Origin of the sequence: Roseobacter sinensis, assembly GCF_025755255.1 — a bacterium.
Taxonomy (GTDB): domain Bacteria; phylum Pseudomonadota; class Alphaproteobacteria; order Rhodobacterales; family Rhodobacteraceae; genus Roseobacter; species Roseobacter sinensis.
On sequence record NZ_JALIEB010000009.1, the window covers coordinates 22780 to 49131 of the forward strand.

Here is a 26352-nt window from a genome sequence, read left to right on the forward strand (position 1 = left end):
CAAGGCGCCCCGCCCGCCGTCCCGTTTTGGTGCGCGACTGGTGAGCGGTGCGGACCGCAGGTGTGCCGAACAAACCCACTTGTCCGCATCCTCGCTTTGCTGAAGCGCCTTCAATAGATCTTGAAGCTTGCGACGAAGGGCAAGTGATCGGAGACGCTGCGCCGAAAGGCCTCGCGCCCCATGTCCATGGTCCAGTGCATCGGAAAGAGCCGCAGGCTGCCCTTGATGTAATCCGTGGAGAAGTTCCGGCTGACCGCGAAGCCGTCGAGCAGGTTGGCGCGGCCTTTCTCCAGGATATGCGAGAAGCGGTCCTGCAGATCCCAGGAGGAGACGAAGTCCATCACGTCTTCGCCCCCGAGATAGTGGAAGTTCGAGACATCCTGCCCGGGGATCATATTGAAATCGCCCATGAGGAAGATCGCGCGACGCTTCAGCCCGGGCGTCTTGTGGATATTGGTGATGTGCTCGCCAATCACCTTGCATTGGCTGTCACGCGTCTTCTGTTCGTCCCGGTCGCGCCCCGACTTGAGATGCACGCCGATCACGATGGCCTTCAGCTTCGCGATGCTGATGTCTACGGCCAGCGCCTGCCGCCCGCGTCCATAGTCGCCTTCCGAGCCCTCGATGAAGCGCGGGTTCGTGACTTCGATGCCTGGCTTGTGCAGGAAACCGATATGAATATTGCCGTTCTTCTGGGGCAGGATCGTGTGGTTGTAGTCGACGCCGAAGGCTTTCAGCTTCTCGACCAGCGTTTCGATGTAACTCAGCGGGGAGACCTCGATGAGCGTGACGAATTCGGCATCGAGGAGGGCCAGACCTTCCGCCTGCTTTTCCGCCTTTTTTGAGCGTGCCGAGATGCCGATGGGCCGCCCCGGCCGGGTGAATCCGGCCAGATTCCAGACGGCCGCGCGAATAATCGAATGATTGAAATTGGTCATGGTGCCTTTCCTTAAATATGCGTGCAGGTCGCGGTGCCGACTGCACGGCATCAATGCAACCAGCATAGCACAGGACAGGCACCTGTTGCGCGACCGGCGGTTCAGCCGGGGCGGACCAACTCGAAAAGCTCCGTGACACGCGCGTAGTCGTGATAGCCAAGACGGCTCAGCGGTTGGAAGCTGCGCACATCGAAGCGGCCCTCAACGAGGGTGTCGTCGCGGATGTGCACGCCAACCACTTCGCCGAACACGACGAAGTTGCTCTCGCCCGCAAGCTTCACGATCTGAGTCATGCGGCATTCGAGGGCAGCAGGGGCACCTTGAACCCGCGCGCAGTCGATCTCCTCGCAGTCCACCGGGGTGGCGCCGGCCACCGCGAATTCGTCCTCATCCTTGCCGAGCGGTGCGGACGAGGCGTTCATCACGTCGCGCATGCCGTATTCCACGATGTTCACACAGAAATTTCCGGTCTCGCGGATGTTGGCGACCGAATCCTTGGTGTCGGCCTGATCGGGCTTGCTGCTGGTGGACGCGAACATCACCTGCGGCGGTACGTAGGCCACGGCGTTGAAGAAGGAGTAGGGCGCGAGGTTGTTGCGGCCCTGCACATCGCGCGTCGAAATCCAGCCGATGGGGCGGGGGCTGACGATGGCGTTGAACGGGTTATGCGGCAGGCCATGGCCCTCGGATGGGCGGTAGAACATTACGGGCTCCTGAGGTGTTTGCAGCCGGTGTAACGCATGTGCTACGGGCGGACCACCGGAAACCCGAGGCGGGACGACTTGCAGTCTGATGTACAGGATTTCAGCAGAAACCCCGCAGGATCTCTATGAGATCGAGGCGCTGTTCGATCTGTGCTTCGCACCGGGCCGCGAGGCGCTCTCGTCTTACCGGCTGCGCGATGACGTGGCGCCGGTGGGCTATCTCTGTCATGTCGCACGCGATGGCGATGGCATACTCGCAGGCGCCATCCGGTTCTGGCCGGTGACCGTGTCGGGGGCCGTGAGCCTCTTGCTGGGCCCCGTCGCGGTGCATCCGACGCGCCAGGGCGAGGGGCTGGCCGGCGACCTCATCCGCTTGTCGTTGGAGCGCGCCGGGCGGCAGGGGTGGGCTCGGGTCATGTTGGTGGGGGACGCGCCCTACTACCGGCGTTTCGGGTTCGAGAAACTGCCGGGTGTCGTCATGCCTCCTCCCACCAATCCCGAGCGCGTGCTGGGCCGGCCCCTGCGGCCGGAGGCCTGGCATGGCGTGTCCGGGGAGGTCGGCCGATGGCAGGGCGAGGCTCTGCCGCCCGATTGACATCGCCTCGCCGCTCCCCATCTTGGGCACAGGAGGGCCCGGATGAGTGAGATAACGCAGATTGGAGCGGTGAATGTGGAGGCCGAGCTTGACCGGCTGGCAAAGCGCTACCGCCGTGCAGGCAATAGCGCTGTCGATCTGATCAACCTGGTGGGTGGGGGCGCCGAGGGGCTGCTTGAGCGATTGCCGGCGCAGGCCCGGTCAGGGCTGCAGGACGCGACGCGCCGCGCACTGGAACAGGCGATGAAAGTGGCCCACAGCAGCCGTGGCGTCGTACCTGACCAGAAGGGCTGGCTCAATACCGCCGTTGGCACCGCCATGGGGGCTGCGGGCGGTGCGGGTGGTCTGCCCACGGCCCTGGCCGAGCTGCCGGTGACGACAACTCTGCTGCTGCGGATCATTCAGGGGGTCGCGGTCGAGCACGGCTTTGATTCGGCCGCCGAGAGTGTTCAATTCGATTGCATCGAGGTGTTCGCCGCGGCGGGTCCGCTCGCGGATGATGACGGTGCCGATCTTGGCTTTCTGTCCGCGCGCATCACGCTGACGGGCACCGCATTGCAGGGCATCATTGCCCGCGTGGCGCCGCGGCTTGCCACGGTTCTGGGCCAGAAGCTTGCCGCCCAGACGGTGCCGCTGCTTGGCGCCGTGGCGGGGGCCGCGATGAACTACACCTACACCAATTACTACCAGGAAATGGCACATGTGCATTTCGGCCTACGCAAACTGGCGATCGACGCGGATGTGCCGGTGGAGGACCTGGTGGCGCGCTTGCGGCATCGGGTGACCTCGCGCGCGGTTGCCGAGCCGCGCAACAGATAATCTCTTTGTTTTCTGGGCAAATCACGACAACTGGGGCATAGTCGAAGGAGTCACCGGGGGGACATAACGCTGCCCGGAAAGTCATTGTGATCGAGCCATGATTAAGCAATTGCCGATTTTTCTGTCTGGTGCAGGCAAGCGCGACGTGCGGACCCAGTTTGCGGCTCTGTGCTACCGGGTTCGGAAATCCAAGGTCCAAGTGCTGTTGATCACGTCGCGGGGGACGAAGCGGTGGATCGTGCCCAAGGGCTGGCCGATCGATGGGCTGACCCCGGCGGCCTGTGCCGAGCAGGAAGCCTGGGAAGAGGCCGGAGTGCAAGGCCGCACCGACGGCCGCTGTCTGGGCATCTTCTCCTTTAGCAAGGATGCGGATGATCTCGGCGCGCTGCCCTGCCTGGCGATGGTCTACGCGGTCGAGGTCAAGACACTTGCCGCGGAGTATCCCGAGGTTGGTCAGCGCAGGCGCAAGTGGATGTCACGCAAGAAGGCCGCGCGGCTTGTCTCCGAGCCGGAGCTTGCCCGGATCCTGCGCGATTTTGACCCACCCCCGCTGTCCGGACAAACTTGACCCGCCAGCGCCGCTGCCCCATGTGATAAGGGCTTGGTAAGGATGCAGGAGTAGTCTCTGCGTATGATTCAATATGCGCTCAGATGTGATCAGGGTCATGATTTCGACAGCTGGTTTCAGTCCGCGGCGGCGTTTGATGCGCTGAAGGACGCGGGCCATATGTCCTGTGCGATCTGCGGATCCGATGCTGTGGACAAGGCGGTGATGTCTCCCCGCGTCTCGGTGCCGACCCGGTCTCAGGACACGCCGGCACTGCGCGAGGCCGAGACCGAAGGCGAGAAGGCCATCGCCGCTCTGCGCCGCCATGTTGAGGAGAACTCCGACTATGTGGGCGGGCGCTTTGCCGAAGAAGCGCGGTCGATGTACCTCGGCCAGAGCCCGGAGCGGTCGATCTATGGCGAGGCCAACGCGTCCGAAGCCAAAAGGTTGATCGAAGACGGCATTCCCGTCGCACCGCTGCCATTTCTGCCGAACCGAAAAGCGAATTGATCCCATGACCGTTGTGATCACCGGCGCGAGCCGCGGCATCGGGGCTGGGCTGGCGGCTGCCTATGCGGCACGCGGCGATCACGTGATCGGAACCACGCGAGATGGCGCGCACAGGCTCGACGTGAGCGACCCCGCCAGCCATGCGCGTTTTGCTGAAAGCCTGGGCGGCACCGCTGTCGATTTGCTGATCTGCAACGCGGGCGTCTACCTCGACAAGGGTCAGATGCTCGAGGACGGCTATCCACCAGAGCAATGGGCCGAGACCTTCGCCGTCAATGTCACTGGCGTCTTCCTCTCGGTTCAGTCGCTGTTGCCGAACCTGCGCGCGGCAAAAGGCGCGCAGGTGGCCATCATCTCTTCGCAAATGGCGTCTTCGGAACGGGCGCCGGGCGGCAGCTACATCTACCGCGCGTCGAAGGCGGCGGCGCTGAACCTCGGTCGGAACCTCGCGACCGACCTGATGGCCGAGGGGATCGCCGTGGGCATCTATCACCCTGGCTGGGTTCAGACCGACATGGGTGGCGCCGCGGCCGAGATCACGGTGGCGGACGCCGTTGCCGGGTTGGTTGCGCGCTTCGATGCGCTGGAGCTGTCGCGCACCGGCACCTTCGAGACCTGGGATGGGCGCCCCCACCCCTATTGACCGCCGCCTGTTGTCGGCACGATGGCACAGTGACACCGCACCGCGGTGGCTTGTTCTTCCCGGCGCCACAGCGTAAACCCGCCGCGATCAAGGCAGGGGGCGCAGGATGCCAGTTCTGGTGATGAAATTCGGCGGCACGTCGGTGGCCACGCTCGACCGTATCCGGCGGGCGGCCAAGCGGGTCGGCGTCGAGGTCGCGAAGGGCTACGACGTGATCGTCATCGTCTCGGCAATGTCGGGCAAAACCAACGAGTTGGTAGGCTGGGTGAACGAGACATCGCCTCTCTATGATGCCCGCGAATACGACGCGGTGGTCTCGTCGGGCGAGAATGTCACCGCCGGGCTGATGGCGTTGACCTTGCAGGAAATGGACGTGCCCGCGCGCAGCTGGCAGGGCTGGCAGGTGCCCGTGCGCACCACCTCGGCGCATTCGGCCGCCCGGATCGAGGAGATCCCGACCGACAACATCCTGACCAAGTTCGCCGAAGGCATGAAGGTGGCTGTCGTCGCGGGCTTTCAGGGGGTCAGCCCCGAAGGCCGGATCACCACGCTGGGACGCGGCGGTTCGGACACCACGGCCGTCGCCTTTGCCGCCGCCTTCGATGCGGAGCGCTGCGACATCTATACGGACGTGGATGGTGTCTATACCACCGATCCGCGGGTCAGCGCCAAGGCGCGCAAGCTCGACCGGATCGCCTTTGAGGAAATGCTCGAGCTGGCCTCGCTTGGGGCGAAAGTCTTGCAGACCCGCTCGGTCGAGCTGGCGATGCGCTACAAGGTGAAGCTGCGGGTGCTGAGCAGCTTCGAGGAACAATCGGATGACGCAGGCACACTGGTCTGCGACGAGGAGGATATCATGGAAAGCAATGTGGTGGCGGGCGTGGCCTTTTCGCGCGACGAAGCAAAGATGACCCTCGTGAGCGTGGCCGACCGCCCAGGCATCGCGGCGAGTATCTTCACCGCGCTCAGCGACGGCGGCGTGAACGTCGACATGATCGTGCAGAACATCTCGGAAGAGGGTCGAACCGACATGACCTGGTCCTGTCCCACGGATCAGGTGGTGCGCGCCCAGAAGGCAGTGGCGGAGGCCAAGGCGCAGGGCGCGATCAACTTCCACGAAGTCATCGCTGACACCGATGTGGCCAAGGTCTCGGTGGTCGGGATCGGCATGCGCTCTCATACCGGGGTGGCCGCGAAGATGTTCCAGGTGCTGAGTGCCGAGGGCATCAACATCAAGGTGATCACCACTTCTGAGATCAAGATTTCAGTTTTGATCGACCGGAAATACATGGAACTCGCTGTGCAGGCGCTGCATGATGCGTTCGAATTGGAGAAAGCCGCCTGATCCGCAAAACCCGCGGACCGGCACCACAGAACGTGGAAGGATTGTGGGCGTGGCCGACCGTCTGGAGACCGAATCCCGCAAGCTGCTGGGGCGGCTGCGAGATGCCATGGCAGGCGACCTCGAAGGACAGGCGCGCCTGGACCGGATCACGCATCTCATTGCGGACAGCATGGGCTGCGAGGTGTGCTCGATCTATCTCTTCCGCGATGAGGATACGCTGGAGCTTTGTGCAACGGAGGGGCTGAACCCCGATGCGGTGCACAAGACCCGGATGAAGCTGGGCGAAGGACTTGTTGGCATGGTGGCCCGCAACCGCCAGGTCGTGAACACACCGGATGCGCCGCAGGCGAAGGGCTTTCGCTATATGCCCGAGACGGGCGAGGAGATTTACTCCAGCTTCCTCGGCGTGCCGGTGCAGCGGCTGGGCGAGGCGCTGGGCGTGCTCGTGGTGCAGTCGCGCACCGCACGCGAGTTTTCTGCCGATGAAGTCTATGCGCTCGAAGTGGTTGCGATGGTGCTGGCCGAGATGACCGAGCTCGGTGCCTTCATTGGCGACAACGCGGCCATGTCGGCGCGTCATTCGCAACCGGTTTTGTTTCGGGGCACCGTCGGGCAGGAGGGCGCAGCAGAAGGCCATGTCTGGCTGCATGAGCCGCGTGTCGTCGTCACCAACCCCATCGCGGACGATCCCGAACGCGAGCGGGTGCGATTGCGCGAAGCGGTCGAGCAGCTGCGTGTTGGCGTCGACAAGATGCTTGAGATTGCGGGCGGCCAGGACAAGGACCAGCAGCAGGTGCTGGAAGCCTATCGCATGTTCGCCAACTCCAAGGGTTGGATGCGGCGGATGGAGGAGGACATCTCCAACGGTCTGTCGGCCGAGGCCGCGGTCGAGAAAGAGCAATCGGTGGCCCGCGCACGGATGGGGCAGGTCACGGATCAATATTTGCGCGAGCGTCTGAGTGATCTGGACGATCTCAGCAACCGGCTGCTGCGTATCCTGACCGGGCAGGGCGCCGATACCGGCGCCGAGATGCCGGCCGACCCGATCCTGATCGCCCGCAATATCGGCCCTGCGGAGCTTCTGGAGTACGGGCGCAGTCTCAAGGGCATCGTGCTCGAAGAAGGCTCCGTCGGCAGCCACGCGGCGATTGTTGCCCGGGCGCTGGCCATTCCGCTGGTGGTGCATGCAGAGCGGGTGACAACCGAGGCGCTGAATGGCGATCACATCATGGTCGATGGCGAACAGGGGGTCGTGCATCTGCGCCCCGACGACAACGTTGTCACGGCCTTCCGCGACAAGATCGCCATGCTGGCGGCTGCGCAGGAACGCTATGCCTCGATCCGCGATCTGCCGGCGGAGACGCAGGATGGCGCGGTGCTGTCGCTGCAGATGAACGCAGGCCTGATGGCCGATCTGCCGTCGCTGCCGAGCTCGGGCGCCGAAGGCGTGGGGCTCTTCCGGACGGAGCTTCAGTTTCTCGTGCGCAACCAGATGCCGCGCCGCTCCGAGCTCGTGGCGCTTTATGCGCGCGTGCTGGACGCGGCGGGCGGCAAGCCGGTGGTCTTCCGGACTTTGGACATCGGGTCCGACAAGGTGCTGCCCTACATGAAGCCCAACGATGAACCGAATCCGGCACTGGGCTGGCGCGCGATCCGCGTCGGGCTCGATAAGCCAGGCATCATGCGGATGCAGTTGCAGGCGCTGATCCGGGCGGCCAATGGACGGCCGCTGACGGTCATGTTCCCCTTCGTGGCCCAGTTCGAGGAATACCGGAGTGCCCGCCGGCTGATGGACAAGACTTTGGCGGCGGAGGAGCGGCTGGGCCATGTCCTGCCTGAGAGCGTGAAGGTCGGCGCGATGCTGGAAACCCCCAGCCTTGCCTTCGCACCGCTGAAATTTTTCGAGGAGGTCGATTTTTTGTCCATCGGCGGTAACGACCTGAAGCAGTTCTTCTTCGCCGCAGACCGCGAGAACGAGCGCGTGCGCCGCCGCTATGATACGCTCAACGTCTCATTCCTCAGCTTTATCGAAGGCATCGTCGAGCGGTGCAATGCCACGGGCACGCCTCTGTCCTTCTGCGGTGAGGATGCGGGCCGGCCGGTCGAAGCGATGTGTTTTGCGGCCATTGGGCTGCGCAGCCTGTCGATGCGGCCCGCGTCGATCGGTCCGGTCAAGAGCCTGCTGCGACGCACCAACTTGCCCGAGGTCCGCAAGGTCATTGCCGATGCGCGCCACCGCGGCGAAATGTCGGTCCGCCCTGCGGTGATGGAGTGGCTGCGCACCCGCGGCGCATAGGCAAAGCGGCCGAACGCCTGAAACTTAGGCGTCTTATGGATGGGCAAATTTTAGGCGTGCGCCTTATTTTCAGATAATTTTTTGTGCATATCCCGGACCTGCGGGGTGGTCCCAAACCATTCTGTGGCCAATCCGCATCTCATGGCCCTAACTCGGCGTGCCTGCTAGGCGAAACGCCGCGCAGAGGGTCATCCTGGCAGATCGTCCCCCCTGCGCGACTACAACATCACTGTTGCGGGTCCTGACTACACCGGTTGGGTCTCAGCCGGAAGGCGCATCCACGCCCGATTTGGCCACCCGCAGCGACAACGGGGAACGTTTGATACATGAAACTGAAATTCTACTCCATGGCGACAGCCGCCCTTCTGGGATCGACTGCAATGGCGGCCGCGGACTGTGCTGATCCGATCAAGGTTGGGGTGCTGCATTCGCTCTCGGGCACTATGGCGATTTCCGAGACGACGCTGAAAGACACCATGCTGATGCTGATCGAGAAGCAGAACGAGAAGGGCGGTGTGCTGGGCTGTCAGATCGAATCCGTGGTGGTCGATCCGGCCTCGGACTGGCCGCTCTTTGCCGAGAAGGCGCGCGAGCTTCTGACCGTGCATGAGGTCGATGTGATCTTCGGCAACTGGACCAGCGTGAGCCGCAAATCCGTGCTGCCGGTGATCGAGGAGCTGAACGGGCTGCTGTTCTACCCGGTGCAATACGAGGGCGAGGAAAGCTCGCGCAACGTCTTCTACACCGGCGCTGCACCGAACCAGCAGGCGATCCCGGCGGTGGATTACTTTCTGGAAGAGCTCGGCGTTGAGAAGTTCGCTCTGCTCGGCACCGACTATGTCTATCCGCGCACCACAAACAACATCCTCGAGCAATATCTCAAGGACAACGGGATCGCGGCGGACGATATCTTCGTGAATTACACACCCTTCGGCCATTCTGACTGGGCGACGATCGTCGCGGATGTGGTTGCGTTGGGTGAGGACGGCAAGCAGGTGGGTGTGATCTCCACCATCAATGGCGATGCGAACATCGGCTTCTACAAGGAACTCGCCGCGGCGGGTGTCTCAGCGGATGACATTCCCGTCGTGGCCTTCTCGGTGGGCGAAGAGGAGCTTTCGGGCCTCGACACCTCCAACCTGGTGGGGCACCTCGCGGCCTGGAATTATTTCCAGTCGGCCGAGACCGATGCCAACGCCGAATTCATCGCGGCGTGGAAAGAATTCGCAGGCGAAGACCGGGTGACCAACGATCCGATGGAGGCGCATTACATCGGCTTCAACATGTGGGTGAACGCGGTCACTGAAGCGGGCACAACAGATGTGGATGCCGTGCGCTCGGCGATGTACGGGCAAGAGTTTCCGAACCTGACCGGCGGTACCGCGGTCATGCTGCCGAACCATCACTTGGCCAAGCCGGTGCTGATTGGTGAGATTACGGCGGACGGGCAGTTCGACATCATTTCGAAGACCGAGGAGGTGCCGGGCGATGCCTGGACCGACTTCCTGCCGGCCTCGAAGGTGCTGACCTCCGACTGGAAGGAGCTCGGCTGCGGGATGTACAACACCGAGACCAACACCTGCGTTCAGTTGACCTCGAACTACTAAGTTGTTGAGGAAGCAGGGCTGTCCGTCGTGATGGCCCTGTTTCGCGGATCGCGACCCAAGACCCCCCGAAAGCTTGATGCCATGCGCCGTTTTCTTCTTGCAATCGCGCTCTGTCTTGGTGCGCTGACGCAGGCGCAGGCGGACGACCTGCAGCAGATCCTGCAGGTGCACGCGGACGAGGTGGCCAGCCCGTCGCGTCGCAGCGTGGGGGTCTTGCTCGACGATCTTGTCGCCTCGGGCTTGCCGCAGGTGCCGCGTTTCCTTGAGGAGTGGGCCGGCAGGACTGTATGGCAGGGCCCCGACGGGCGCTTTTTCTTCGGGCAGGAGGATGGCGATCAGATCACCTTGACCGATCTCGACAGCGGCGAGACTCGGATCGAAGGCCGTGGCGGTTTCACACAGCTCAGACCAAATGGCGGCGTACGGCGACTGATCGGTACAGCGCTGGTTCAGTACCAGCTGGAAGATCCCGACATTTCGCGCCGCGAAAGCGCTGTTGCCGCCATTGCAAGGCGCCCCGCCGCCGACCAGCTCGCGCCGCTTGTCGCCTCCATCGAAGGTGAACCCGACGACACGCTGCGCGCGCGCAAGACCCAGCTGGCAACCTTCCTCTCCGCCCGATTTGCCGACACGCCGCAAGAGCGGATCGCGGCAATCGACAGCCTGGCGCAGGACACCACCGTGGAAGCCCGCAGCGTGCTCAACCAGATCCTGCAAACGGAGGCGGGCGTCGCGGCCTCCGAGCCCGATGGCAATATCGCGCGGCTCCTGAACCCGATGGAAGCGCCGGACGAATACTACGCTCAGCTGGTCGAGGCCGGGTTTGCGCCCGCACAGACCGGGCCGGCTGTGATCCGAGCAGCACTCGAAGCCCATATCCGCGACGGCACCGCAGGTGGCGTGCCTTTGGCGCAACTGGGCACGGATGCCGCGCGCGAACGCGCGTATGCGGCGTTGTCAAAAGAGGGGCTCGTCCCACCGCTGGTGACCGTCGAAACGCGCGATTACGCGCTGAACGCCTATGTCTTCTACGAGCTTTACGACGAGCCCAATGCCGAGATCACCGCGGCCGCGGAAGCTGCCCTGGCCTCGGCCGAACAACGCGTCGCCTTCGCTCAGGCCGCGGATCTGGCTCTGGACGGGCTGTCGCTCGCCTCGATCTACTTTCTCGCGGCGATTGGTCTCGCCATCACCTTCGGCGTCATGGGCGTGATCAACATGGCGCATGGCGAGTTCATCATGATGGGCGCCTACACGGGGTATGTGGTGCAGCTCTTCGTGCCGGACTACACCCTATCGATCATTATCGCCCTGCCGCTTGCTTTTGCGGTTACTTTCGGCGCGGGGGTGACGATGGAGCGTCTGGTGATCCGGCATCTCTATCACCGCCCGCTCGAGACGCTGCTGGCCACCTTCGGCATCTCCATTGCGCTCCAACAGCTTGCCAAGAACATCTTCGGCACGCAGGCCCGCCCGCTGACCTCGCCAGGCTGGCTCGATGGGGCGTGGGTGATTTCGGACGTGATCCAGATCAGCTATATCCGCATTGCGATCTTTGTGCTGGCGCTGATTTTCCTCGCCCTGATCCTCTTCGTGCTCAAGCGCACGCGGCTGGGGCTGGAGGTGCGGGCGGTGACCCAGAACCCAGGCATGGCGGCCAGCATGGGCATCAACCCCGACCGCATCAACATGCTCACCTTCGGCCTCGGCTCGGGTATCGCGGGCATCGCAGGCGTGGCCATCGGGCTCTACGCGAAGGTCACCTCAGAGATGGGTGCCGATTACATCGTGCAGAGCTTCATGACCGTGGTCGTGGGGGGCGTCGGCAATGTCTGGGGCACGCTCGCGGGTGCCTCGCTGATCGGCTTCCTGCAAAAGGGGATCGAGTGGCTGAACCCCTCCAACACGCTGGCGGCCCAGACCTACATGATCCTCTTCATCATCCTCTTCATTCAATTCCGACCCAAGGGCATTGTCGCGCTCAAGGGCCGGGCGGCGGCGGATTAGACCATGCGGAAAAGCTTCATCGCAGAAAACCCCTCGGTGCTCTGGTTCCTCGCAGCGCTCAGCCTCTTTACGCTGACTGTCGTGCTGCTGTCCGAGGCGACAGGGACCGCGATGATCTCGACCTCCTTCGTCAAGACTCTCGGCAAGACGCTGTGCCTGTGCCTGATTGCCATCGCGATGGACGTGGTCTGGGGCTATTGCGGGATCCTGTCGCTCGGCCACTTCGCCTTTTTCGGCATCGGGGGCTATGCCATCGGCATGTGGTTGATGTATGCGCGCACCGAGACCATCGTGCTGGAGAGCCTGCAGAATCAGGTGATCCCACCGACGCCGCAGGAGGTCTCGGACGCCATTGGCAACCAGATCTTTGGCGTTGTCGGATCCTCCGAATTCCCGCTGATCTGGGCCTTCGCGGACAGCCTGTTTCTGCAACTGCTGATGGTCGTGCTGATCCCCGGTCTGCTGGCCTTGGTCTTCGGCTGGCTCGCCTTCCGCAGCCGGGTCACCGGGGTGTATCTGTCGATCCTCACACAGGCGATGACACTGGCGCTGTCACTCTATCTCTTCCAGAACGACAGCGGCCTGCGGGGCAACAACGGGCTCTCGGGCCTGCAGAACATTCCCGGGTTCGAAGAGACCTCGCAGGCGACGATCTCCATCGTGTTCTTCCTCGCCTCTTCGGTCGCGCTCGGTGCCGGGTATGTCTTCTTCGCCTGGATCGTCACCGGCAAGATGGGCAGCGTGATCAAGGGCATTCGCGACAACGAGGCGCGGGTGCGGTTCCTGGGGTATCATGTGGAGAGCTACAAGCTCTTTGTCTTCACGGTCACAGCTGTCATTTCGGGGATCGCGGGCGCGCTCTACTACCCGCAGGCGGGCATCATCAACCCAGGAGAAATCGCGCCCATCGCCTCCATCTACCTCGCGGTCTGGGTCGCCATCGGCGGGCGCGGGCGGCTATACGGCGCGGTCATCGGGGCGGCCTTTGTGTCGTTGCTCTCAAGCTGGTTCACGGGCGGCGGGGCCCCCGACATCGACCTCGGGGTCTATCGGATCCAATGGACCGACTGGTGGCTGGTGCTTCTGGGCGTGTCCTTCGTCGCCGTCACGCTGTTCTTTCCAAAGGGCATTGGCGGGCTCTTCGACTATCTGGTGCGGAAGCCGTCATGAGCATGCTGCTGGAAGTCTCTGGCGTCTCGGTCACCTTCGATGGGTTCCGCGCGATCAACAACCTCTCGATCAATTTTGCCGAGGCCGAGTTGCGGGCGATCATCGGCCCCAATGGCGCTGGCAAGACCACCTTCATGGACATCGTGACCGGCAAGACCCGTCCGGACGAGGGGACGGTGATCTGGGGAGAGAAGAATATCTCCCTCCTGGGTCTTTCCGAGAGCCAGATCGCGATGGAAGGGATCGGGCGCAAGTTTCAAAAACCCACTGTCTTCGAAGATCAGACCGTGCGGCAGAACCTCGCGATGGCTCTGAAAAATCCCCGCGGGCCCTTCGCTGTCCTGATGCACAGTAAAACGACGGCCAACGCGGCGCGGATCGAGAGCATTGCTGAAGAGATCGGTTTGACGCAGAGCCTGACCCGGCGCGCGGGCGAGCTGAGCCATGGGCAGAAGCAATGGCTCGAAATCGGCATGCTGCTGGCACAGGAGCCACGGCTGTTGCTGGTGGATGAACCGGCCGCGGGCATGACCGTGGAAGAGCGTGAGAAGACGACCGACATCCTGCGAAAGGCCGCCGAGACCCGCGCCGTGGTGGTTGTGGAGCATGATATGGAATTCGTCCGGCGGCTCGATTGCAAGGTCACCGTGCTGCACGAAGGTTCTGTGCTGGCCGAAGGCAGCCTGGATCATGTGACCTCGAACCAGACGGTGGTCGACGTCTATCTGGGGCGCGGCCATGCTTGATGTCACGGGCCTCGATTTGCACTACGGGCAGAGCCAGATCCTCTTCGGGATCTCGCTGACAGCGGAGATCGGCGAGATCACGGCCGTGATGGGGAACAACGGGGCGGGCAAGACCAGCCTTCTCAAGGCCGTGGCTGGGCGGCACCCGTCCAGCGCCGGTCATGTGCGCCTTGGCAACGCCGAGGTGAGAAGAGGGTCGGCCGTGGGGGCCGCCCGAAGCGGTATCGCCTACGTGCCTCAGGGGCGTGAGATCTTCCCGATGATGAGCGTGCAGGAGAACCTCGAGACCGGTTTTGCCTGCCTGCCCAAGGGGGAGCACCGGGTGCCCGATGATATCTTCGCCCTCTTTCCGGTCCTGCAGGACATGCGCAACCGCCGGGGCGGCGATCTCTCTGGTGGTCAGCAACAGCAGCTGGCCATTGCGCGGGCGCTGATTGCCCGTCCGAAGGTGTTGCTGCTCGATGAACCGACCGAGGGCATCCAGCCCAACGTGATCCAGCAGATCGGGGATGCGCTGCGCAAGCTGCGCGATGCGGGCGAGATGGCTATCGTTCTGGTGGAGCAGAACGCCGACTTCGCCTATGCCTTGGCCGACCGCTTCGTGGTGGTTGAGCGCGGATCGGTCAAGCGCCGCGAAACAAAGGCAGCCTATACAAAAGAGGGGTTGCTTGCGGATCTGGCGCTCTAGCATCCGTCTGTGCGGGCAGGTTGTGCCGTCTTTGCCTCATTTGAAGCAGCACGCCGAAGACCGGCCTGGGGCGTGCTCTATTGCGAGCCTGTCCATGCCCCGGAATTCAGAGTTTCGATCACATGCGGCAGCTCTTCGGCATCAACCGGATGGGACAGGAAGTAGCCCTGCGCCTGATCGCATTTGTGGTTGCGCAGCCACTCGAAGTGCTCGCGCGTTTCGACACCCTCGGCAACGATTGTCGCATTGATCTGCTCTGCCAGCGTGAGGATCAGGCTGATGATGGGCCCCGATTTCGGCAGTTGGGCGATGAAGGACTGGTCGATCTTGAGGCAATTCAGTGGGAAGCGTGAGATGTAGGACAGATTGGAATAGCCGGTGCCGAAGTCGTCGATGGCGATCTGGTAGCCCATGTCTGAGATCGCTTCCAGCTTCTTGGCGATCAGCTCGTGATCCCCGATCAGCACGTTTTCCGTAATCTCCAACTCGACCTTGCCGCGGGGAAAATCGGGATGGCGGGAGAAGGTTTCGAGTGATTTGAGAAGCCGGTTGTCCTCGAACTGACGTGGCGAGATGTTCAGCGAGATCTGAATATCCCGCCCCTCTTGATGCAAGGAGATCGCCTTCATGCAGGCCATTTCGAGGATCAGCTGCCCCAGATCCTCGATCATGCCGGTTTCTTCGCAGATGGAGATGAATTCGGCCGGCATGATCAGTCCGCGCTTGGGATGCTCCCATCGCACAAGGGCTTCGACGGAAATGACCGTGCCTGTCTTGAAGCAGAAGCGGGGCTGGAAATGCAGCGTGAATTCGCGGTTCTCGATGGCGCGTTTGAGTTCGACCTCGACCAGATCGCGTGCCTTGGCCAGCGCACCCATCTCGGCGCTGAAGAAGGTGACGCGGTTCCGGCCGGCCTGCTTCGAGGTGTAGAGCGCGATGTCAGCCTCGCGCATGACAGCCGTGAAATGCGCGTTATCGGGGACAAAGGTGGCAACGCCCATGGAGACCGTCGCGCTGACCCGCGTGGCGTCATGGGTGATCGGCTCTGCAATGATCTTCAGCAGTTTTTCGAGTTTGGCCTCGAGATCCGCCGCGGATGAAACGTCTTCGAAGACCACGACGAATTCGTCTCCGCCAAGGCGGACAAAGGTGTCGGTGCGTCGGATCGAGGCGTTGACCCGGGCTGCGATCTCTTTCAGAACCACATCGCCCATCTCGTGACCCAGCCGATCGTTGATCTGCTTGAAGCGGTCGACGTCGAAACAGAGCAGCGCGCAGTGTTTGGACTGATAACGCCCGAGCGTCGACATGTACTGCTGAAGGTAGGAGCGGTTGTAACAGCCCGTGAGCTGGTCGCGGTCAGCGAGGTAGCGTGCCTTGTCGCGCGCGATCTTCAGCTCGCTCACGTCGATTGCCGTCACAAGGATTGCAGGGTTGCCGGTGACGGCATCGGAGCATTGCTTGACCGTCAGGTCATGCCATCGTGGACCTGCGCCGGTGTTGACCTTGGCGACCATGCGATATTCGCCCAAGGCTTCAAGCTCATGCATGAGACGGTCGTGGTCTGCCGGGTCGACGAACTTCTCGGCGATGGTCTGCAAAGCATGGGTCGCCGCATTGCGGGCCGCGGGGTTCAGATAGACAGGAGCGCCACCAGCCTCGTGCAGCGCGATCATCACATCGGTATGCAGAAGCGCTTCGGCGCTGCGCAGGTTGTCCGGCTCATTCTCCGCGTCGCCCGCAGCCTCGCATTGCATGGCCATACGCCCGTCCGGAAGCCGGTAGCCGCGGTAGACAACCATGATGCTGGTGGGGCGGCCGTTGGGGTAGAGCGTCCACATCTCGCTGAACGTCGCGTCGCGCTCGATGAAGTCGAGCTGATACTGCTTGAGACGTTTCGACACAGTCGGCGACATGTCGGTCCCGAGATCGCGGCGGCGCAAGTCCTCTTCGTTTTCGGCCTGCCACAGCTCGCAAGCCGCGGCGTTTGCATGGGTAATGCGCGCGTTGTCAACGTCGTAGATCCAGACAGCCGTCTTCAGGCGGTTCACGGGAACCGCTGCTTCGGTGCTCTGCTCGGGCGATGCCTGTGCGATTGATCGCGCCGCTACCGCCGAGCCGTCTGCTATCTTTTCGTTGCGCATGACCGACTGCCCCGATTTCTGGTGCCTCAGGCCGCCTGACTTCGTGCCCGGCCCAGGTCGCTCAGCGGGCGGAACCCTTCGGTTTGAGACACCGCCTCGACCCAGCGGGCCACGGCAGGATAGTCCGCCATGGACAGGCCGGCCTCTTCCAGCACATGCACATATCCGAAGGTTGCGATGTCGGCGACTGAATAGCCAGAGCTGAGCATGAAATCGCGATGTTCCAGATGAGCATCGAGACGCGACAGCCCGGTGTCGGCGGCGGCCTGCCATGCTTTGATGTCATCGGCACGTGCCTCGCGCTGCTCCGGCAGGATGGTGGTGAAGAACCGCGCGGGCGAGATGAACGGCTCCAGCTTCGACTGTTCGAAATACATCCACTGCAGCGCCTCGGCGCGCCCTTCTCGGGTGGCCGGCATCAGATGGCTGTATTCGGCCAGATACCACAGCATCGCATTGCTCTCTCCGATCCCATGGCCCGTTTCGGTCACAAGATGTGGAACAACACCAAGCGGGCTGATGCTGAGATACTCAGGCGATTTCTGTTCACCCTTGAGCACGTCGATCAGGACAAGCTCGAACGGGATCTCAAGTTGATGCATTGCGAGCCAGGGTTTGAAACAGTTCCCGGACCCAAGACAGGCGTAGAGTTTCGTCATGACACTCCCCTTCCAGCTTCAGGACTGGGACCTCGTTAAGAACTCGCCGTTAATGGCGTCTGAATTTCGGCGCCAAACGAATGTCGAATGCATTTCAAATTGCGGAGGTTCAGGGCTGCCCGTCGTCCCGGACCGGAAATCGCTGAAAAAATATGCAGCCTCTCTGGGCGATCTTGTGTCAGCGATGTGGCGGGCAGTCACTGGACCTGACGCTAGGTCATTGAAATTAGAGGTTTTCAAAAATCTTCATAAATAGGTTAACCAATTTTTCTAAAATTGGCTGCTAACCATTAACGGAATTTTAAGGCCTGATTTCTAATTTTCATTTGGTTAACAAAAGGTTAATGGTCTATGCGGGGTTCCATTCTGCTAGTCCACACTCACTAATCAAAGCGAGACGATATGTTAAGTTACCCTGAATCTATCCTGTCGCCTGCATCTTTTGACCAGCCGATCTCCGAGCAGATCTGGCGCTCGAAGTATCAATACGTGACCGGGGGGCGCGAACGTGACGTGACCGTGAACGATACATGGCGCCGGGTGGCGAACAGCCTGGCCCAGGCCGAAAAACCCGCGGACCGCCAGAACGTGTCGCTGGCGTTCTATGAGGCGATGGAGGGCTTCAAGCTGTTGCCGGCCGGCCGGATCCTGGCCGGAACCGGAACCCATCGCAATGTGACGCTCGCGAATACCTTTGTGATGCAGTCGATCCCGGATTCAGTCGAAGGCATCATGGATACGGTCAAGGATGCGGCGCTGACCATGCAGATGGGAGGCGGCATCGGCTTTGACTTCTCGACGATCCGGCCCAAGGGGACTTTGGTGCAGGGGCTCGATTGTCCTGCCGCCGGTCCGCTGCCCGCGATGGACATCTGCAACACGGTCTGCGGCATGCTCGTCACCGGGATGGGCCGCGGGGCGATGATGGCGACGATGCGGGTCGATCACCCTGACATCGAAGCCTTTATTGAAGCCAAGGCGAACCCGCTGCGGCTGCGGAACTTCAACACCTCGGTGATGATCACGGACAAGTTCATGGCGGCCGTCGAGGCCAATGCGGATTGGGACTTGATCTGGGAGGATCAGGTGATACGGACCGTCAAGGCCCGCGAGATCTGGGAAAAGATCATGTGGCGGACCTACAGCGCGGCCGAGCCCGGCGTGCTCTTCATCGACCGGATCAACGAGGCCAATCCGCTGGGCTACCTCGAGACGCTGGCGGCCACGAACTCCTGCGCGGAACAGCCCTTGCCTCCCAATGGCACCTGTCCGCTCGCCTCGATCAATCTGGCGCGGCTGGTGAGCGACCCCTTCGGCCCGAATGCCCGCCTTGACGATGCGCAGTTGCGGCGTCTTGTGGGTGTTGCGGTCCGGATGCTGGACAACGCGATCGACGTGTCGCGTTTTGCAGTCGAGGCACAGCGGCGCGAGGCGCTGGCCAAGCGGCGGATCGGGGTCGGGGTGACCGGGGTCGCCGATGCGCTGATCATGCTGGGCGTCCGCTATGGAACGCCGACAGCTGTGCGGGTGGTCGGCGGCTGGCTTCAGACGATCCAGAACGCGGCCTATCTCGCATCGGCGGAACTGGCAGCCGTACGGGGTGCATTCCCCCTCTATGACGCGGAGAAGCACATGCAGGGCCGGGGGATCCAATCGCTCGATGTCGAGGTGCAGGCCGCGATCCGCAAACACGGTCTCCGCAACGGCGTGCTGACGACCATCGCACCCACGGGCACCACATCGATGTTCGGCGGCAACGTCTCCTCGGGCATCGAGCCGGTCTTTGCCACCTCATACACGCGGAAAATCACCCGCCCGGACGGCACGAAGGCGGAGGAGCTTGTGCAGGACTACGCAGTCTGGCTCTACTACCAGATGTTTGGTGAGGATGCGTCGCTGACCGATGCCTTTGTCACCGCGCAGGACCTGCGCCCGGCAGATCACGTCCGCATGCAGGCCGTCGCGCAGCGCTGGGTCGACAGCGGCATCTCCAAGACCGTGAACTGCCCCGAGGATATCCCGTTTTCGGTTTTCGAGGATGTTTACCGGCAAGCCTTCGAGGCTGGCTGCAAGGGCTGTACCACCTACCGGCCCAACCCGGTCACGGGCTCGGTGCTCTCGGCATGATCCTGGGCGCACCTCTCACCCGGCTGTCGCGCTTCTTCCGGAAGCGCGACCCGGGTCGCGACGCTGCACGCGCGCAGGGCCGCGCAAGCCTGGAGGCAGCGGTCCCGCTGCGGCCCGCGGCGCCTTGGGACCCCACGCACCGCCACCGTAAGGGGGGGCTCTATCGGGTGCTGGCCCAAGGGATCCTCGAGGCGGACCGCCGCGCAGCGGTGATCTACGACGACGCCGAGGGCACAATATGGATACGGCCTGCGGAGGAGTTCAACGATGGCCGGTTCGAATTGCTGCCGGTGCAAGACTGATCCTGGGAACGGGTCGCAGGCGCCCGGGCAATGAAGCCAAGGCCGTCAAAAAGATCTGGCCGCTCGCCGGCGAGACAACGGCCGCAGACCTGGAAAACCGAAGCACTAGACTGTCTGCATGGATGTATTGGCTGGGTGATCAATGGAGGCGAGTACCGGAATCGAACCGGTGTACACGGATTTGCAATCCGCTGCGTCACCACTCCGCCAACTCGCCTCACATGGTGTGCGCGCAGTGCTATCCCATTCGTCAGGGTGCCGCAAGTGTCACAAACCGGCAAAATCGCACGCATGAGCGTTGCCGCAAGGCCGCGAATATGGCACATCTGCGAGGGAGTTAACTGAACGGACGAGTTTAGCCGGATGATCGATTTCGCCACCCGCCGCACCATGATGGTCGACACGCAGGTCAGACCGTCGGATGTGACCAAGTTTCCGATCATCGATGCGATGCTGAGTGTCCCGCGTGAAACCTTCGTCCCGGCGGCGCAGCGCGAGGCGGCCTATATGGGCGAAAATCTGGACCTTGGCGGCGGCCGGGTCATCCTCGAGCCGCGGACCTTGGCGAAGATGCTCGATGCGCTCGACATCTCCAACGACGAATTGGTTTTGGATGTGGGCGCGGCACTCGGCTACTCCTCGGCCGTGATTGCGCATATGGCCGAGGCCGTTGTCGCTGTCGAGCAGGACGAGGAGATGGCGCAGGAGGCGCAGGACGCGCTGGCCGAGGCCGGTGCGGACAATGTGATTGTGCATGTCGGGCCGCTGGCGGACGGAGCGGCGCAGCACGGCCCTTACGATGTGGTCATCGTTCAAGGCGCGGTGGAAGAGCTGCCGGCTGCGCTCGCCGAGCAGGTGAAGGAGGGCGGGCGGATCGCCTGCCTCTTCATGGATGGTCCGCTTGGGGAAGTGCGTATCGGACGCAAAACCGCCGGGACGCTGTCGTGGCGCATGTCGTTCAATGCCGGGGCGCCCGTGCTGCCGGGATTTGCCAAGGAAGATGTTTTCGAATTCTAATTCACTCAGGGGCCCGGGCAGGGCAGACACAGGAAGAGGCATAACAATGTCCCAAACAAAGACAACCAAACGGCTGGTGTTCTGGTGCCGCAGTCTCGCCAGATCGGCGGGTGTCCTGGCCGTTCTGGCAGCGCCGGTGGCAAAGGCCGAAACTCTCGCCGATGCGCTGGTCGCAGCCTATAAGACCAGCGGCCTGCTCGAACAGAACCGCGCCTTGTTGCGGGCGGCCGACGAGGATGTGGCGACCGCGGTTGCGGCACTGCGTCCCATTCTGAACTACAGTGCCAGTCTGACCCGCGACTTCGGCGATAGCCGATCGTTCACGACCTTGGGTGGCCAAACGGTGAACAACCTCGAAGCAAGCAACGGCACGATTGGCCTGGCCGCCTCGCTGCTGCTCTACGATGGCGGGGCCACGTCGCTGGGTGTCGATGCGGCGAAGGAAACCGTACTGGCCACGCGCCAGCAGCTGATCAGCTTGGAGCAGACGGTCCTGTTGCGGGCGGTCTCGGCCTATCTGAACGTGATCGCGGCGCGCGAATTCGTCTCGCTGCGTCAGAACAACCTGCGGCTTCTGACCCAGGAATTGCGCGCCGCACAGGACCGCTTCGAGGTCGGTGAGGTCACGCGGACCGACGTGGCTCAGGCCGAGGCCAGCTTGGCCGAAGCGCGCAGCGGTCTCGCCACCGCGCAGGGTGACTTGCTGCAAGCGGAAGAAGAGTATCGCAACGTGGTCGGCAATGCGCCCGGCAACCTGTCTGCGCCGCCGTCCCTGCCGCGCCTCGAGACCAACGTGGAAACCGCGCGCGCCCGCGCGATCCAGACCCATCCCGACCTGCGCGCGGCCCAGCATCTGGTGGCGGTCGCCGAGCTCAACATCATGCGTGCCGAGGCGGCTTTGAAGCCCTCGGTGTCTGCCGTCGGCTCGCTTGGATACACCGAAAATTTCGGCAACAGCAACTTCACCCGGTCCGGACAGATCGGCGTCGAGTTGGGTGGGCCGATCTATCGCGGCGGCGGTCTTTCCGCAGCCATCCGCTCGGCCATCGCGTCGCGAGATGCGCAACGCGGCAACCTCATCGAGGTGCGCAAGCAGGTCTCGCAGGATGTAGGTTCGGCCTATGCGTCCCTTGCCGCACAACGCGCAAGCCTTCAGTCAAGCGAAGAGCGCATCAGGGCCGCGCGGATCGCCTTCGAAGGGGTCCGGGAAGAGGCGACGCTGGGCGCGCGTACCACGCTCGACGTGCTCGATGCCGAACAGGAGCTTCTCGATGCGGAAACCTCCCGCATCTCGGACCAGGCAAACCTCTATGTGGCCGCCTACGCGGTGCTGCAAGCCACCGGTCGGCTCACCGCCCAGGATCTGTCGCTGGGGGTGCAGCAGTACGACCCCAACGCCTACTACGATCTGGTGAAGGATGCGCCGGTGCCGTCTTCGACCCAAGGTCAGAAGCTCGATCGCGTTTTGCGCGCCCTGCAAAAGCAATGACGGTACCGATGACCCATTGTTTGCGTGTTGTGCTGGGGGTAAGGTGATGCCGTGTGAGGGTAGGGTGTCATGTCAAAACCGGCCAAAACCCTGGACGCGGAGGATGTCCTGTCGTCCGTCCGCCGTCTGGTGAGCGACAACAAGTCAGATCATGGAGCGCGTCCCTCTCAGGGGGCTTCGGATCGCTTGGTTCTGTCGCCGCAGCAGCGTGTTTCCGACAAGGACACCTTGAAGCTGCGGCCTGCCGATGCCGTTTACGTTCCTGTGGCAGAGCCGCAGAGCAGCGGCGCGGCGGGTGGTGGCTCCAAGGAGCGGTCGGCATTCGGTCTCGATGAGCTGTCGGCGAAGATCGCGGCGCTCGAGACGGAAATCGCCAAGACGGCTGACCAATGGGAGCCGGACGGCGACGGCAATGACGACTATGCCGGCACCCCGTCGTCGGGCATGGCCTGGCCCGAGACGGACGAGTTGGACATCGCCGACAATCAGTCTGATCCCGAGACGGGGGAGACGGCCGCTCCGGCAGTTGTGCGTCCGGGCGAAGAGCCGGTCCTCGACGAGGCCGCGCTGCGTGAGCTGGTGGCTGAAATCCTGCGCGCCGAGCTTCAGGGCCCCCTGGGTGAGCGGATCACACGGAATGTGCGCAAGCTGGTGCACCGCGAAATCCACCGCGCTTTGGCGGCCCGCGATCTCAACTGATTTTGCTGCACCCGGCGGCGCGGGATCAGGCGGCGTGCGTCGGGTGGCGTGCGAGCTTCAGAAGCCGGTCGAGGTCCATATGCTGTTCCAGATGGTCCGCCAGGTCATCGAGCGTTCGCTCCACCTGCATATCGTAAGCCACTTGCGCGGTGATCCCGAACTGTGACAACCACGCTCGGCGAAAGGCGTCCGAGCTGAAGATGCCGTGCAGATAGCAGCCCTGGACGCGGCCATCGCAGGCACTTGCCCCTTCGCGCCGCCCGTTCACTTCGAGCCAGGCCTGCGCGCGCCCCGGGCCCTCGGTGTCGCCCATGTGAATCTCGTATCCCTGCAAGGACGCGCCGCTGGCGAGATGCACGCCGGTGCTGAGCTTCAGCGTCTTGCGCGGGTGCAGAACGGTCTCGACGTCGAGATAGCCCAGGCCGTCGGCGTGCGCAGGGGGCCCCTCGATGCCATCCGGGTCCGCGATCGAGCGTCCCAGTATCTGATAACCGCCGCAGAGCCCCAAAACATGGCCGCCACGCCGCACGTGCGCCGCGATGTCGATGTCCCAGCCTTCGCGGCGGAGCGCCTCCAGATCCGCGAGTGTGGCCTTGCTGCCGCCGAGCAGGATGACATCGGCATGAGCAGGCAATGGCGCGCCCGGCGGCGCGATGATCAGCTCGACGCCGGGCTCGGCGGCCAACGGGTCCAGATCGTCGAAATTCGAGATCCGTGGCAGCTGCGGCGCCACGATCGTCAGACCCTCACCTGCGGATCTGGCCCGCGCGGGCACGTCGGCCACATCCTCGGCGGGCAGACGGCCCGCGGCCGGGAACCAGGGGATGACGCCAAGACAGGGCCAGCCGGTGCGGGCGCAGATGTCATCCCGCCCGCCGTCAAAGAGGCGCACATCGCCGCGGAACTTGTTGATGGCAAAGGCTGTGACGAGCGCGAGGTCGTCCGGTTCGAGAACCGCATGGGTGCCGACGACCTGCGCGATCACACCGCCCCGGTCGATATCGCCCATCAGCACGACAGGCACATCGGTGGTGCGCGCGAAACCCATGTTGGCGATGTCGCGCGCGCGCAGGTTCGTCTCGGCCGGACTGCCCGCGCCCTCCACCAGCACCAGGTCGCAGCTCTGACAAAGCCGTTGAAAGCTCTCAAGCACATAGGGCATCAGCTTGTCCTTGGCCTGCCCGAAGGCGCGCGCTTCCTGCGCGCCGAAGACCTGGCCCTGCACGATAATCTGCGCCCCGGTGCTCGACTGCGGCTTCAGCAGGACTGGGTTCATGTCGGTATGCGGGTCCACCCCGGCGGCCTTGGCCTGAAGCGCCTGCGCGCGCCCGATCTCGCCGCCATCGACCGTTACGGCGGCGTTGTTGGACATGTTCTGCGGCTTGAAGGGGCGTACTGCCAACCCGCGCCGGGTGTAGGCCCGCGCGAGCCCTGCCACGATCATCGACTTTCCGACATTGCTGCCGGTGCCCTGGATCATGATTGCGCGCGCCATGCGTTGTCCCCTTTGATGTTTCGCGCAACCTGACGCATGATCCGGCAAAGGAAAAGGAACAAAGATGAACACGCCAGCGCATCTGTTGATCGGCGCTGCGGTGATGGGGCGCAAGGGCAGCACCACCATCGTATTGGCGGCTCTGCTCGGCGCCTTGCTTCCGGATCTGTCTCTCTATCTGCTCGCGGGCAATGCGCTATATATCTCGGGCATCGCCCCCGCCATCGTTTTCGACGAGCTCTATTTCTCTCAAAGCTGGCAAACGATCTTTGCCATCGACAATTCGTTCATCGTCTGGGGCGGTCTCTTTGCGCTGGCGCTCTGGCGCGGTGCGCCCTGGGCCATCGCGCTGACCGGCGCTGCGCTGTTGCACCTCTGCCTCGACTTCCCGTTTCATCACGACGACGGGCGGGCCCATTTCTGGCCGCTGTCAGGCTGGGTGTTCGAAAGCCCGCTCAGCTACTGGGACCGCGATCATGGGGCGATGTGGCTTGCGCCGGTCGAGGCGTCGGCAGCCACGCTCGCGGCGCTTGCGCTCTGGCAGCGGCGGTTTGGATGGGGCGTGCTGGCGCTGGTCGCCGCTCTGCTCATCGCCGAGATCTGGATTGTCCGGCAGTGGCTTTTCTTCTTCGTCGACAGCTGAAAAAGACAAAAGCGCGCCCGGGGTGGGGCGCGCTTTTATCCATTGATCACGGATGAAATCAGGCGGCTTCGGCCTGTTGTGCGGCATTGCGACGCTCGGATTCCTCGCGCGACAGCGCGACCGAGGTGCGTACCCCTTTGCCTACGAACTCCATCAGGCCGGCAACGACACGCTCATTGGGGTCGATCCCGGCGCAGCTGAGCACTTCGCGTCCATCGCGCGAGCGCGCCCAGCGGGCAATCTGTTCTGGACCATTGCCATACTTCTTGTCGTCCGCGATGGCGTCGTCCAATGCAGCCAGTACCACAGCTGCGAAGAGTTTACGTGCACGGTTGCCTTGCTCGTTGTTAAAGGCTGTGCCGTCAACGAAGTCCTTCATTCGTCGTCCTTTCGATTATTCTTGCTCTTGTATTTTCGGCATGGCGCCCCTTATGACGGAGTTCAGACGATTCGGATACCCCGTATCTGCATGGCATATATGCAGCGCACGCATAGCGCTCCGGCCTGCGACACGAGATATTGTCGTCTTGTCACCACCCATCCGGCTAGATATAGGAAGCGTCAACAATTCATCAACCTCCCGCCATGGTCTGCTCAAATGCCTAAAATCAATGGAAATGAAATCCGTCCCGGGAATGTTCTTGAGCATAACGATGGTCTCTGGGCCGCGGTCAAAGTCGATCATGTGAAGCCCGGTAAGGGTGGGGCATTTGCTCAGGTAGAACTGCGCAACCTGCGGAATGGTTCCAAATTGAATGAACGTTTCCGCAGTGCGGACAAGGTCGAGCGGGTGCGGCTGGAGCAGAAAGACCAGCAGTTTCTCTACGAAGACGCGGGCATGCTGATCGTGATGGACACCGAAACCTACGAGCAGGTGCAGCTGCCTGCGGAGCTGCTGGGCGAGCGGCGCCCCTTCCTGCAGGACGGCATGACCATCGTGGTGGAGTTCTACGACGAGGAAGCGCTGAACGCCACGCTGCCGCAGAAGGTGACATGCAAGGTCGTGGAGACCGAGCCGGTGGTCAAGGGTCAGACGGCGGCGAATTCGTTCAAGCCTGCGGTGCTCGACAACGGCGTGAAAGTCATGGTGCCGCCCTTCATCGCACAGGATGAGGACATCATCGTGAACACCGAGACGATGGAGTACTCGGAGCGCGCCTGA

Annotated in this window: 25 protein-coding genes and 1 tRNA gene; 19 read left to right on the top strand and 7 right to left on the bottom strand. The window is 62.9% G+C overall.

Annotation, left to right across the window (positions count from 1 at the left end; genetic code table 11):
• Positions 1 to 110 precede the first annotated feature (110 nt).
• Positions 111 to 938, bottom strand: coding sequence for an endonuclease/exonuclease/phosphatase family protein (locus MUB52_RS13965; protein WP_263844851.1), 828 nt, complete (start codon positions 936 to 938; stop codon positions 111 to 113).
• 101 nt (positions 939 to 1039) lie between these two features.
• Complete coding sequence (locus MUB52_RS13970) at positions 1040 to 1642, bottom strand: flavin reductase family protein (RefSeq protein WP_263844852.1); 603 nt, start codon at positions 1640 to 1642, stop codon at positions 1040 to 1042.
• A gap of 88 nt (positions 1643 to 1730) precedes the next feature.
• On the opposite strand from MUB52_RS13970, the gene MUB52_RS13975 reads away from it, so the two are divergent.
• From MUB52_RS13975 to urtE, 12 genes are all read left to right on the top strand, one after another.
• A complete protein-coding gene (locus tag MUB52_RS13975) occupies positions 1731 to 2237 on the top strand; it encodes a GNAT family N-acetyltransferase (RefSeq protein ID WP_263844853.1) in 507 nt (168 codons plus the stop codon).
• A 42-nt stretch (positions 2238 to 2279) separates the two neighbouring features.
• A complete protein-coding gene (locus tag MUB52_RS13980) occupies positions 2280 to 3056 on the top strand; it encodes an EcsC family protein (protein ID WP_263844854.1) in 777 nt (258 codons plus the stop codon).
• 97 nt (positions 3057 to 3153) lie between these two features.
• Positions 3154 to 3624 carry an NUDIX hydrolase gene (locus MUB52_RS13985; protein ID WP_263844855.1) on the top strand — a complete coding sequence of 157 codons (471 nt, stop codon included), beginning with the start codon at positions 3154 to 3156 and terminating at the stop codon, positions 3622 to 3624.
• 63 nt (positions 3625 to 3687) lie between these two features.
• Entirely contained in the window at positions 3688 to 4113 is a 426-nt protein-coding gene (locus tag MUB52_RS13990; RefSeq protein WP_263844856.1) for a DUF1178 family protein, read from the top strand.
• Between the two features lie 4 nt (positions 4114 to 4117).
• Positions 4118 to 4756 (top strand): SDR family NAD(P)-dependent oxidoreductase, encoded by a 639-nt coding sequence (locus tag MUB52_RS13995; RefSeq protein WP_263844857.1) that lies wholly within the window; start codon positions 4118 to 4120, stop codon positions 4754 to 4756.
• A gap of 106 nt (positions 4757 to 4862) precedes the next feature.
• A complete protein-coding gene (locus MUB52_RS14000; RefSeq protein ID WP_263844858.1) occupies positions 4863 to 6101 on the top strand; it encodes an aspartate kinase in 1239 nt (412 codons plus the stop codon).
• Between the two features lie 49 nt (positions 6102 to 6150).
• On the top strand, positions 6151 to 8397 hold the full coding sequence (gene ptsP / locus MUB52_RS14005) for a phosphoenolpyruvate--protein phosphotransferase (protein ID WP_263844859.1): 2247 nt from the start codon (positions 6151 to 6153) through the stop codon (positions 8395 to 8397).
• A gap of 326 nt (positions 8398 to 8723) precedes the next feature.
• Positions 8724 to 10004 carry an urea ABC transporter substrate-binding protein gene (gene urtA / locus MUB52_RS14010; RefSeq protein WP_263844860.1) on the top strand — a complete coding sequence of 427 codons (1281 nt, stop codon included), beginning with the start codon at positions 8724 to 8726 and terminating at the stop codon, positions 10002 to 10004.
• Between the two features lie 81 nt (positions 10005 to 10085).
• Entirely contained in the window at positions 10086 to 12011 is a 1926-nt protein-coding gene (urtB, locus tag MUB52_RS14015; protein ID WP_263844861.1) for an urea ABC transporter permease subunit UrtB, read from the top strand.
• 3 nt (positions 12012 to 12014) lie between these two features.
• Positions 12015 to 13181 carry an urea ABC transporter permease subunit UrtC gene (gene urtC / locus MUB52_RS14020; RefSeq protein WP_263844862.1) on the top strand — a complete coding sequence of 389 codons (1167 nt, stop codon included), beginning with the start codon at positions 12015 to 12017 and terminating at the stop codon, positions 13179 to 13181.
• A complete protein-coding gene (urtD, locus tag MUB52_RS14025) occupies positions 13178 to 13927 on the top strand; it encodes an urea ABC transporter ATP-binding protein UrtD (RefSeq protein WP_263844863.1) in 750 nt (249 codons plus the stop codon). The genes urtC and urtD overlap by 4 nt, the downstream gene beginning before the upstream one ends.
• Entirely contained in the window at positions 13920 to 14615 is a 696-nt protein-coding gene (gene urtE, locus MUB52_RS14030; RefSeq protein WP_263844864.1) for an urea ABC transporter ATP-binding subunit UrtE, read from the top strand. Before urtD ends, urtE begins: the two co-directional genes overlap by 8 nt.
• A gap of 77 nt (positions 14616 to 14692) precedes the next feature.
• Here the strand turns inward: urtE and MUB52_RS14035 are convergent, their stop codons facing one another.
• Positions 14693 to 16759 (bottom strand): putative bifunctional diguanylate cyclase/phosphodiesterase, encoded by a 2067-nt coding sequence (locus tag MUB52_RS14035; RefSeq protein WP_263844865.1) that lies wholly within the window; start codon positions 16757 to 16759, stop codon positions 14693 to 14695.
• A gap of 26 nt (positions 16760 to 16785) precedes the next feature.
• On the bottom strand, positions 16786 to 17418 hold the full coding sequence (locus MUB52_RS14040) for a glutathione S-transferase family protein (RefSeq protein WP_263844866.1): 633 nt from the start codon (positions 17416 to 17418) through the stop codon (positions 16786 to 16788).
• A 402-nt stretch (positions 17419 to 17820) separates the two neighbouring features.
• Here MUB52_RS14040 and MUB52_RS14045 point away from each other — a divergent pair, with 402 nt between their 5' ends.
• Together MUB52_RS14045 and MUB52_RS14050 are read left to right on the top strand one after the other, a co-directional pair.
• Positions 17821 to 19545 carry an adenosylcobalamin-dependent ribonucleoside-diphosphate reductase gene (locus tag MUB52_RS14045; protein ID WP_263844867.1) on the top strand — a complete coding sequence of 575 codons (1725 nt, stop codon included), beginning with the start codon at positions 17821 to 17823 and terminating at the stop codon, positions 19543 to 19545.
• Positions 19542 to 19847, top strand: a complete 306-nt coding sequence (locus tag MUB52_RS14050) for a DUF1653 domain-containing protein (protein WP_263844868.1) — start codon at positions 19542 to 19544, stop codon at positions 19845 to 19847. Before MUB52_RS14045 ends, MUB52_RS14050 begins: the two co-directional genes overlap by 4 nt.
• Positions 19848 to 19990: 143 nt before the next feature.
• Here the strand turns inward: MUB52_RS14050 and MUB52_RS14055 are convergent.
• Positions 19991 to 20064, bottom strand: a tRNA-Cys gene (locus MUB52_RS14055).
• 146 nt (positions 20065 to 20210) lie between these two features.
• On the opposite strand from MUB52_RS14055, the gene MUB52_RS14060 reads away from it, so the two are divergent.
• The 3 genes from MUB52_RS14060 to MUB52_RS14070 all read left to right on the top strand — a co-directional run bounded on the left by MUB52_RS14060 (position 20211) and on the right by MUB52_RS14070 (position 23052).
• Positions 20211 to 20864, top strand: coding sequence for a protein-L-isoaspartate O-methyltransferase family protein (locus MUB52_RS14060; RefSeq protein ID WP_263844869.1), 654 nt, complete (start codon positions 20211 to 20213; stop codon positions 20862 to 20864).
• Between the two features lie 46 nt (positions 20865 to 20910).
• The gene (locus MUB52_RS14065) at positions 20911 to 22353 is read left to right on the top strand and encodes a TolC family outer membrane protein (protein WP_263844870.1); all 1443 of its coding nucleotides are present in this window, start codon (positions 20911 to 20913) and stop codon (positions 22351 to 22353) included.
• Between the two features lie 69 nt (positions 22354 to 22422).
• Entirely contained in the window at positions 22423 to 23052 is a 630-nt protein-coding gene (locus MUB52_RS14070; RefSeq protein ID WP_263844871.1) for a hypothetical protein, read from the top strand.
• Positions 23053 to 23077: 25 nt separating this feature from the next.
• Here MUB52_RS14070 and MUB52_RS14075 read toward each other — a convergent pair whose 3' ends face one another.
• Positions 23078 to 24547: a cobyric acid synthase gene (locus MUB52_RS14075; RefSeq protein WP_263844872.1), complete on the bottom strand. Its 1470-nt coding sequence runs from the start codon at positions 24545 to 24547 to the stop codon at positions 23078 to 23080.
• Between the two features lie 64 nt (positions 24548 to 24611).
• Here MUB52_RS14075 and MUB52_RS14080 point away from each other — a divergent pair, with 64 nt between their 5' ends.
• Positions 24612 to 25190, top strand: a complete 579-nt coding sequence (locus MUB52_RS14080; RefSeq protein ID WP_263844873.1) for a cobalamin biosynthesis protein CobQ — start codon at positions 24612 to 24614, stop codon at positions 25188 to 25190.
• 58 nt (positions 25191 to 25248) lie between these two features.
• On the opposite strand, the gene MUB52_RS14085 is transcribed toward MUB52_RS14080, so the two are convergent.
• A complete protein-coding gene (locus MUB52_RS14085) occupies positions 25249 to 25569 on the bottom strand; it encodes a DUF6280 family protein (protein ID WP_263844874.1) in 321 nt (106 codons plus the stop codon).
• Between the two features lie 219 nt (positions 25570 to 25788).
• Here MUB52_RS14085 and efp point away from each other — a divergent pair, with 219 nt between their 5' ends.
• Positions 25789 to 26352 (top strand): elongation factor P, encoded by a 564-nt coding sequence (gene efp / locus MUB52_RS14090; protein WP_263844875.1) that lies wholly within the window; start codon positions 25789 to 25791, stop codon positions 26350 to 26352.